At 40.3% G+C, this 8916-nt stretch carries 7 protein-coding genes; 2 read left to right on the top strand and 5 right to left on the bottom strand.

From position 1 onward, the window contains the following. Nucleotides 1–207: 207 nt before the first annotated feature. Genes FD16_RS13150 through FD16_RS07420 form a run of 3 tightly spaced genes read right to left on the bottom strand, consistent with a single transcriptional unit; the run spans nt 208 to nt 3316 of the window. Nucleotides 208–1293, bottom strand: coding sequence for a M3 family oligoendopeptidase (locus FD16_RS13150; RefSeq protein ID WP_235778151.1), 1086 nt, complete (start codon nt 1291–1293; stop codon nt 208–210). After that, on the bottom strand, nt 1215–2012 hold the full coding sequence (locus FD16_RS13145) for a gluzincin family metallopeptidase (protein WP_010621351.1): 798 nt from the start codon (nt 2010–2012) through the stop codon (nt 1215–1217). The genes FD16_RS13150 and FD16_RS13145 overlap by 79 nt, the downstream gene beginning before the upstream one ends. Nucleotides 2013–2026: 14 nt before the next feature. Next, nucleotides 2027–3316, bottom strand: coding sequence for a cation:dicarboxylate symporter family transporter (locus tag FD16_RS07420; RefSeq protein ID WP_010621350.1), 1290 nt, complete (start codon nt 3314–3316; stop codon nt 2027–2029). Nucleotides 3317–3707: 391 nt separating this feature from the next. Here FD16_RS07420 and FD16_RS07415 point away from each other — a divergent pair, with 391 nt between their 5' ends. Continuing rightward, on the top strand, nt 3708–4874 hold the full coding sequence (locus tag FD16_RS07415; RefSeq protein WP_010621349.1) for an iron-containing alcohol dehydrogenase: 1167 nt from the start codon (nt 3708–3710) through the stop codon (nt 4872–4874). A 109-nt stretch (nt 4875–4983) separates the two neighbouring features. After that, a complete protein-coding gene (locus tag FD16_RS07410; RefSeq protein ID WP_010621348.1) occupies nt 4984–5646 on the top strand; it encodes a Crp/Fnr family transcriptional regulator in 663 nt (220 codons plus the stop codon). A gap of 153 nt (nt 5647–5799) precedes the next feature. Here FD16_RS07410 and FD16_RS07405 read toward each other — a convergent pair whose 3' ends face one another. Further along, complete coding sequence (locus FD16_RS07405; protein ID WP_010621347.1) at nt 5800–6744, bottom strand: Ppx/GppA family phosphatase; 945 nt, start codon at nt 6742–6744, stop codon at nt 5800–5802. 12 nt (nt 6745–6756) lie between these two features. Next, complete coding sequence (locus tag FD16_RS07400; RefSeq protein ID WP_010621346.1) at nt 6757–8901, bottom strand: RNA degradosome polyphosphate kinase; 2145 nt, start codon at nt 8899–8901, stop codon at nt 6757–6759. Nucleotides 8902–8916 lie beyond the last annotated feature (15 nt).

Below are 8916 nucleotides of genomic sequence, written 5' to 3'. Positions count from 1 at the left end.
TATATCAGTACTTCTTGACGAAGAACCTAAAAAGGTAATTTGCCCTATTTACATGCTTTTTTATCTGGATATATCTCTTAGGCTAACTGAAATCCGGAAACACTGAGACCTAACGTGTAAGGAGGCAATGATGACTAAGTGCAAGCACAGCGCTTACCCATCATTGCCTCCTTACACATCGGTCTCAAACCGTGTTTCCTTCGTATCTTACTTTAGTAAATCTTCCATCTGATCCAGTCGTTTCTCAAACACCGCAAATGCCTGTTTGAGATACTCATCATCAGTCACATCTACTCCTGCCTTTTTCAAGGTGTTAACCGGATAGTCTGATCCGCCCGCCTTTAAAAAGTTGAAATAATTGTCTAACGCACCGTCTTCACGATTCCATACTCTATTAGATAGCGCCGTAGAAACGGCCCATGACGTTGCATACTGATATACATAGTAGTTCATATAGAAATGCGGTACATACGCCCAGCTTTGCGTTCTAGTACCCGTTTCTTTAATTGCTGGCCCATAGTACTTGTTTACCAGGTCGCCACTCAATTTGTCTAAGAAATCGGCAGTCAACGTCGTACCATTCTGTTCGGCCGTATAGGCTTGGTGTTCAAACTCTGCAAATTGTGTTTGGCGATAAATTGTACCAATAAAACCAGTAATATACTGTTCCAAAATAAAAATTGAAATTTGCTTGTTATCACTATATTTTTCAAGCAAATAGTCAGTCAGAATATTTTCATTAAAAGTTGACGCTACTTCTGCCAAGAAAATGGGTGCATCCGCATACTGCGACGGCTGATTCTGCGACGAAAAATAACTATGCATGGCATGTCCTGATTCATGAGCCAAAACATAAGTACTGTACAACTTATCAGTCCAATTCAACAAAATAAACGGATTGGCATCATACACGCTAATTTGATATCCGCCGGAACGCTTTCCTTTGTTTTCTGCAGCATCAATCCAGCGATTATCAAATTCCTTTTTTAATCCATCAATGTACTCAGATCCAAGAATATTTAACGCATCTAACGTCATCTTCTTGCCATCTTCAAAGTTAGTCTTTAAGAAATCTTCGCCCGCTAGTGGTACGTTAATGTCATACTTATACATCGTATCCAAACCTAGGCTTTTTTTCTTCATTGCATACCAACGATGTGACAGTGACATATGGTCATTAACACTCTTTACCAATGTATCATAGACGCTCTCGTCTATGTGATTACCTGAAAGTGAAGCTTGACGGGCACTATCATAATGTCGAATCTCCGCCTGTGTATTTTGAGATCCCACAAACTATTGAAAGTCTGTGCAAACGTGTTACGTAAATCATAATACGGCTTTTCATATGCCAAAGTAGCCTCTTTGCGAACTTCACGATGCTGGGATTCAGTGAATTGGCTACGATTCCCATGAGTTAATTCAACCAAATCACCATTATCGTCATGTACCTTACCGAAAGACAAATCTGCATCGTTAAGGGTGTTATATATTTCTTCTGCACCATCGAGCGCCTTATTAACACGACTAAGAAGTTTTTCTTCCTTATCAGATAAAATATGGTCACGTTGACTACGTAATTGTTCAAGTTCAAATTTAAACTCATCAAATGCATGATCAGTACTTTGGTACTCTTTTAACGTATCTTCATCGATAGCAATAATTTCAGGATCCAAAAACGCCATTTGCGCACTAATTTTGCTGAGAGCGTTAGCCGCTTCACCATAGATACCAACAGCCTCAGTGTCTGTAGTATCACTATCACGACGCATGAACGCATACACATACTCGCGCTCCAGCTGTTCATCAATTCGTTTTGATGTTTGTAATGCTGTCAATAAATTAGTGGCATTCTCACCCACATGTCCCTCTAACTGGGTAAACTCCTGAACGGATTCAGCAGTCTGGTTGAGTGCTTGGCGCATTTGATCATCTGAGTCAAATAATAATGCCAGATTCCATTTCAGGTTGTCAGCAACTTCATCTCTACTGGGTAGTTGTTTATCAGCCAATTAAATCATTCCTCTCAAGCCTTTTTCGGTTTATCAAAAGTTTCTAAATACTTGGCGTTCTTTTCGTCATCAAATTCATGCTCAGATTTTCCAATTACGATTGTAGCAACAGAGTTACCAACAACGTTAACAGAAGTTCTGGCCATATCAACAAAACGATCAATGCCGGCAATAAAAGTCAACCCAGACATTGGTACACCAATCGTTGACACAGTGGCTAATAGAACAACAAACGAGGCACCGGGAACACCAGCCATTCCCTTTGAAGTAATCATTAACACAACCAGTAATGTAATTTGATGGGCAATTGTTAAGTGGATCCCGTAGGCTTGTGCCAAGAATAATGCAGCTAATGATTGGTAAATTGCTGATCCATCAAGGTTGAATGTATATCCTGTTGGTATAACAAATGAAACAATTCCTTCGCTCACGCCAAATTTATGCATCTTATCAATTAAACGAGGTAAGGTTGCTTCAGAAGATGCTGTTGAAAAGGCAATAATAAATTCTTCTTTAACAACACTCATCAGCTTCCAGAACTTCACATGGAAAATTCGGGCCACGGTTCCCAAAACAAACACAATAAAAAATGCCATTGTCGCATATGTCACCAGCACAAATAGTCCCAGTGGCAGCAATGCACTAATTCCCATTTCTGCTAATGTCATCCCGATCAATCCAAAGACACCAATTGGAGCAAATTTCATGACCCAGTTAGTTACCTTGAACATAACTTCTGAAACAGCTTGTAAAAAATCAACAATGATCTTACCACGCTCACCAATAGCCGCAGTTCCCAGTCCAAAGAAGACTGAGAAGAAAATGACTGGCATCATGTCGCCAGTCGACAGGGCCTTGAAGAAGTTAGTCGGGATAATGCTCATGATTGTATCCCAGATTCCAGAATGAGAAGATGCTGATTTAGCCGTCGACATATACTGCGAAATATCAGTCGCATGTAGCTGATGAATATCAATAAACGTCCCAATTTGAGTTACGTTACCGACAATCAAACCAATAACAATGGCAATGGTAGTCATAATTTCAAAATATACTAGGGTTTTGACACCAACACGACCTAATTTATGTACATCACCCATGCCGGCAATTCCGACAGTCAAACATGAAACAACAATTGGTAGAACAATCATTTGAATCATGCTGATAAACATGGTCCCTAGGTTGGACATTACCTTAATCGCTGCCGTGTTCTTATAAAAAATAACCCCTGCAATAATACCTAAAATTAACCCGATGACAATCTGCCATCCCAAACTAAGACGTATTGACCGATAACGACGCATGAGAGCATCCTCCTATATATACACCAGCATTTTTTTAAACAATTTTCAGTTTAGCACAATCGTACATGACGTGGACCTTTGAATCCGCTTTATATTTAAAAAATTATCATTTTTCTTTAATAATTAACATATTTTTTTATTGGCCAAGGCTGTGCAACCGGTTGTAAGTTTTTAGGTGAACAATCAACGACGTGTATCATTTAAAACCAAATATTTTGATTTATTATGAAAAAATTTTCATAATTTTAAGTAAAATAAGGGTTGCAAAATGTAATTCTAAATAATACAATACTCGTGTGATGAAAATAATGAATGGATTTGAAATAACAATCCACTTATTTTTTCATAGTTTTGTGAAATAATTTTCAAATTAATCTGGAGGAATTTTATAATGGTAGAACCTAACACAGATTTCATGATGCCCAACGTCAACTTCTTTGGTCCTGGAGTAATAAGTAAAATTGGTGATCGTGCTAAGCTTTTGAACATGAAGAAGCCTTTAATCGTTACTGGCCCATTCTTGAAGAACTTAGAAGGCGGCGCCGTCAAGCAGACTGAGGCTTCATTAAAAGCCGCTGGTGTTGACTATGCATTCTATGACCAAGTAGAACCAAACCCAAAGACTAGAAACGTTGCTGAAGGTAAGCAAGCATATCTTGATAACAACTGTGACAGTATCATTTCTGTTGGCGGTGGTTCATCACATGACTGTGCTAAGGGAATTGGAATCGTCCTAACTAACGGTGACGACATTACTAAATTGGCTGGAATTGATACCCTCGAAAACCCACTTCCTCCATTAATGGCTGTTAATACAACCGCCGGAACTGCCAGTGAAATCACTCGTCACGCTGTTATTACCAATGAAAAAACAAAATTGAAGTTCGTTGTTATTTCATGGCGTAACGTACCTTTAGTTTCATTCAACGACCCAATGCTGATGTTAGACATTCCACAAAGTTTAACTGCTGCTACGGGTATGGATGCCATGACTCACTGTGTTGAATCATACGTTTCAACACACCGTAACGACATTACTGATGCACAAGCAATTCAAGGTATCAAGCTGATCAGTAAGTACTTGCCACAGGCTTACGCAGATGGTCACAACATTGAAGCTCGTACTAAGATGGCCGAAGCTGCTTTGATCGCCGGCATGGCCTTTAATAACGCTGACCTTGGTTACGTCCACGCTATGGCTCACCAACTTGGTGGTCAATATGATGCACCTCATGGCGAATGCTGCGCATCATTAATGCCAACTGTTGAACAGTGGAACATCGTTGCTTGTCCGGAACGTTTCGCCGACATCGCCCGTTTCATGGGTGAGAATGTTGACGGCTTAAGCGTTTGGGATGCCGCTCAAAAAGCTATTGATGCACTTGCTCGTTTGGCTAAGTCAGTTGGCATTCGTAGCATCAAAGAATTGGGTGCTAAGCCAGAGGACTTTGAATTGCTGGCTGAAAATGCATTAAAGGATGGCAATGCCGGTCCTAACCCACGTAAAGGCTCAAAGGAAGACATCGTTAAATTATTCCAAGAAGCTTATAACAAATAGTTAGTATTAAATAAAACTAAAATAACGAATGACCCGCCATTGGATCATTCGTTATTTTTTTTCAAACGTGATATGCTAGCCATGATTAATGATGAAGGGAAGGGTATTTATGCATCAACATAATTGTGTTTCGTTAGTTCCGTTATTTAGTCAGCTCTCAGAACAAGAGCAAGATACGGTTAACTCAATTGTTCATCAGCACCACTACCAAACAGGTGAAACAATTTTTGCAGCCGGTGACTCAATGGATGCATTAATGATTATCGCCAGTGGTCAAGCTAAGGTATTTCAATTAGCTTCTAATGGCAAAGAACAGCTACTACATTTGTTAACTGCTGGCGATTTTGACGGTGAAACGGCACTCTTCTCACAAGCTAAACACAATTCATTCGCCGAAGCTTTGATGCCAACCATGATCTGCCAAATCAATCGTACTGAATTTCAACAACTGATGCAGAAGTATCCGACCATCAGTCTTAACCTTCTTAATGAGCTTGGCAGACGCATGACTGAGCTTGAAAAACGTACTACCCAAACAAGTACCTCTTCCGTTGAATCAAGACTGGCTGATTACTTAGTTGAAACATCAGCACAGTTTGGTAAAAATGATTTTAAACTACCTCTGAAGAAAAAGGATTTGGCTACTTACCTCGGCACAACTCCTGAAACCATCAGTCGTAAATTAGGTGAATTAGAGCGAAATGGCTTGATTGAACAGACCGGTAGTAAGCAAATTTGTATCGTGGACCAGGAAGCACTGGAGATGCTGTAGGTTTAGCAACAGTAAAATTCAGATAGATCACGTTTGGGCAGCCTTGTCTAAACGTGAAAAATAAGTCAGGTCCTGCAACATAAGCGGCCCCGGCGGATACTCTAAACCCTTGAATATCCGCCGGGGCCGCTTATGTAACTGGACCTTAACGATTTATTTTTCACTCTCTTGTAGTTCAGTCAAATGTTCAAACAATATCCCTTCGCGCACACCGTTTTGTGAGAACGTAATTCGATCCGAATCTAAATATCGTAATATCGTTACAATCGGTGTGATTCCTCCAGCAATGATATCTGCTCGATCCTTGGATAACCCAGGGATCTTTTTTCTTTCTTCAAGATTTTTGCTAATTATTTCAGCATAGACCTGTTCAACCTGCTCAACTGACATTCGATAGCCATGAATATCTTCGAAATTGATCATGTCAGATTGCTTTCGAAAAATTTTAGCCAGTGTTCTGTTACTACCACCTAAGGCGACTACTGGTAAGTTTTGGCCCTTATGAAGCCACCATACCCCGTTAAATAGTCGATTAACAAACGTTGTCTCCCAAAATAAATCTTCAGCTCTGAACACATCTGTCCGATTCTTAAAGAATTTTTCAGACAGGTTAACCGCACCAATTGGAATACTAATTAGGTTTTGAGCCTTACCATTTTGAACTAAAATCAGTTCGCAACTGGCGCCACCAGTATCCATGATGACACAATTAGTGGCTGGTAAAGTATTGATCACCCCTAAATAATCATAGTGGGCCTCCATTGAACCGGAAATGACTTCGATTTCTAGCCCATCGACCTCATCTTTAACACGTTGAAGAAATTCGGCCTGATTCTTCGCCATTCTAATCGCTGCCGTGCCGACTGCTCGTAACGTGATATCATCCTGTTGCCGATATATCTCCTGAAATTCCTTTAGTGCCTGAATAGTTCGGTCCATGGCTGGCTGCTTAAGAGTTTCTTCTTCACCCATCGCCTGTGACAGGCGAACCATTCGTTTAACCCTTTGAATCACTTTATAACTACCATCATCATGAATTTCTGTCATTGTCATTCGTGCCGAGTTAGAACCTAAGTCAATTACGGCTAATGTTTCCATTATGAGTACCTCCTACAATCCTTCGTCAGGTTTAGTCAGTGGAATAAAGATTTGACTGACCTTATTTAAGTCATCATCAATTTTTTTATGAGATAATAATTCCTTTTCATGCATTAAAGCATCCTGTACGCTTAATGGCTCCAGCCCACGCCGATCCACTCGTTGATAAGTTCCGTCAGCTGTCAAAACACGAGTTTTTAGGTTATCATTCCACATCAGACCATAAATGCGCAAAATTTCTTGTTTAATATTTTCCTGCAGAATTGGGAAAAGTAGTTCAACCCTTCGTGAAAGATTACGGTTCATCAGGTCAGCACTCGATAAAAATACCTTTTCCTCGCCTTCAGAATAGAAGCTATATATTCTACTGTGTTCAAGAAATCTTCCCACAATGGAATGGACAGTGATGTTCTCACTAATTCCTTTAATACCTGGCTGCAGGCGGCAGATACCACGTACAATCAGATCAATCTTAACTCCAGCTATCGACGCATCGTATAATTTGCTAATCATCCGCGGATCAGACAATGAATTCATCTTCATTTTGATTCTTGCTGGTCGGCCTGCTTTCGCCGCTTTAATTTCATCATCAATCCGATCCTTCAAAAAGTTTCTCATCGTTAATGGGGCAATGTTTAATACTTCAAAATGACGTGGCTCCGAAAATCCAGATAGCATATTGAAGATGTTAGAAGCATCGACCCCAATCCGCGCATCCGCCGTAAACAATCCCATATCAGTGTAAAAATTAGCCGTGACGTCATTATAATTACCAGTGGCCATATGCACATAGCGACGAATGCCATCACTCTCACGCCTCACAACTAATAATAATTTACAATGCGTTTTAAGTCCCTGTAGTCCATATATAACGTGACAGCCACGTTTTTCAAGTTCATGCGCCCAATGAACGTTATTTTCTTCATCAAATCTCGCCTTCAATTCAACTAAAACGGTGACTTGTTTACCATTTTGCGCAGCTTCACCTAAGTACTGAATGATCGGTGAATGGCTCGATACACGGTACAAAGTCATCTTAATGGCCAATGTATCTGGATCTTCAGCTGCTTCTTTGACAAAATTGACGACCGGAGAAAAGCTATCATACGGGTGGTGCAGGAAAATATCCTGACTAGCAATTGCCGAGAATAAGTTATCGGTTCGTAAAGAGGGTTGAGTATACGATTTATATGGCTGGAATAGTAAGTCACTATGATCCGTAACCAATTTGGCTAAATCGCCTAACATCCCCAGGTCAATTGGCCCAGAAATTTCATAGACCTCTTCTTCGTTAGCCTTCAACATTTTAACCAGCCATTTTCGCAATGATTTGCTGGTGTCATTTTCAATTTCCAAGCGCATCACGCTGGTGTGGTCGCGCATTGATAATTGCTGGACAATTTCTTTCATTAAATCAGATGTATCACTTTCGGAAACGTCAAAGTCCATATCTCGGATCACACGGAAAGATTGAGCCTCTTTGACCTTAAATCCGGTAAACAGTTCATTAACAAACGGTCTAATTGCATCTTCTAACAAAATGAATTGATTGTCTCCAGGCAGTTTTACCACCCGATTAAACACGTCCGGCACCTGTACTAAGGCATACCGTCGTTCTTTTTTTTCACCATCAGGTAAGTCATCATTTTCTGACTTAGCTAGGCGAACCGCCAAGTACAGTGAATTATTGCCAATAAAAGGAAATGGTCTAGAACTATCCACCGCCAGTGGTGTCAAAACTGGATACAGATCCTGGTGAAAATATTGGCTAACAAATAGCCGCTGGCGTTTCGACAATCCATCGTATTTCAATAACTGAATGCCCACTTCTTCTAATTGTGGCAATAACGATCTAGTCAACGTTGAATATTGCTTAGTTAACTGTTGATGCACTTTTTTGCTGATCGCTGAAAGTTGCTCTGCCGGCAACATCCCCGAAGCATCCGGTTCATTGTAGTCAACAGCCAGCATTTTACGAAGTGAGGCCACCCGTACCATAAAGAATTCATCGAGGTTGCTTTGAGTGATGCCTAAAAACTTCACTCGTTCAAGTAACGGATTACGTTTATCACGAGCTTCATCCAGCACTCGATCGTTAAAATCAATCCAGCTCAATTCGCGATTGGTAAAATAATTCGGTTCGTAATTACTACTCATAATATCCCTCCTATT

This window comes from Paucilactobacillus suebicus DSM 5007 = KCTC 3549 (genome assembly GCF_001434475.1).
GTDB lineage: Bacteria > Bacillota > Bacilli > Lactobacillales > Lactobacillaceae > Paucilactobacillus > Paucilactobacillus suebicus.
Note: the sequence above shows the minus strand (reverse complement) of the source record. Positions and strands in the feature narration are given on the sequence as shown.

Excerpts from the sequence above, each read along its gene's own strand:
- FD16_RS07420 (WP_010621350.1), bottom strand. The coding sequence starts at position 3,316 with ATGCGTCGTTATCGGTCAATACGTCTTAGTTTGGGATGGCAGATTGTC.
- FD16_RS07415 (WP_010621349.1), top strand. The coding sequence starts at position 3,708 with ATGGTAGAACCTAACACAGATTTCATGATGCCCAACGTCAACTTCTTT.
- FD16_RS07410 (WP_010621348.1), top strand. The coding sequence starts at position 4,984 with ATGCATCAACATAATTGTGTTTCGTTAGTTCCGTTATTTAGTCAGCTC.
- FD16_RS07405 (WP_010621347.1), bottom strand. The coding sequence starts at position 6,744 with ATGGAAACATTAGCCGTAATTGACTTAGGTTCTAACTCGGCACGAATG.
- FD16_RS07400 (WP_010621346.1), bottom strand. The coding sequence starts at position 8,901 with ATGAGTAGTAATTACGAACCGAATTATTTTACCAATCGCGAATTGAGC.